The 511-nt window shown below is 46.0% G+C and carries 1 rRNA gene; it reads right to left on the reverse strand.

The features are described from left to right. Window positions 1-259, reverse strand: a 23S ribosomal RNA gene (locus DW000_RS09780); the annotation flags it as partial. Between the last annotated feature and the right edge of the window lie 252 nt (window positions 260-511).

Below are 511 nucleotides of genomic sequence, written 5' to 3' on the forward strand. Positions count from 1 at the left end.
CTTTCCCGTTCGCTCGCCGCTACTAAGAAAATCTCGTTTGATTACTGTTCCTCCGGGTAATTAGATGTTTCAGTTCCCCGGGTGCCCTCCTCATAGTCTATGCTATGGGTGACAGTGTATAACCACTGCCGGGTTCCCCCATTCGGATATCTACGGGTCACAGGTTGCTTGCACCTCTCCGTAGCTTTTCGCAGCTTACCGCGTCCTTCTTCGGCTGATATCGCCAAGGCATCCACCGTACGCCCTTATTATCTTTACTTATTTTGCGTTATCATTTGCGCCTATCGTCGTCGCCTCACGCTCGATTTTGCCTTACGTACAAAAGTACGCGGCAGCTTCATCTCGCTCAGGCTCCTAGATATGCATCAAATGCTAACGAAAATCTCATGATTAAATACATGAGAGATAATATTGACATGCATTAGATACATTGTCGTTTTTTGTAGCCGTACATTTTACATGTACGTCACCATTAAGTCAGAGAATTATTTCCTATGTGCTCGGGTCAACC

This window comes from Veillonella sp. AF36-20BH (genome assembly GCF_003602765.1).
GTDB classification, from domain to species: Bacteria; Bacillota; Negativicutes; order Veillonellales; family Veillonellaceae; genus Veillonella; species Veillonella hominis.